Here is a 263-nt window from a genome sequence, read left to right as displayed (position 1 = left end):
GATCGGTGAGCTGCTCGACCAGACCCACGCCATCCTCCACGACACGGCCCCTGCGGCGCCGAGCGTGTACCCGCACCAGATCGCGTTCAACGTTCTCCCCCAGGTCGAGACGTTCGCCGACGACAGCGGCTACACGACCGAGGAGCGCAAGATGATGGATGAGACGCGCAAGATCCTCGGCGTCAGCGCCGATGAGATGCCGATCGTCGCCACGTGCGCCCGGGTTCCCGTCGTCAACTGCCACTCGGAGTCGATCCGGATCC

1 protein-coding gene is annotated in these 263 nt (G+C 66.2%); it reads left to right on the top strand.

Annotated elements, in window-relative coordinates; translation table 11 throughout:
• Nucleotides 1-263 (top strand): Asd/ArgC dimerization domain-containing protein (locus ACZ3HG_RS24005; RefSeq protein WP_465334916.1); only part of this gene is annotated, 263 nt, incomplete at both ends.

This window comes from Erwinia sp. PME.40.26/001 (assembly GCF_055556675.1).
This window is presented reverse-complemented; position numbering and strand designations above follow the sequence as displayed.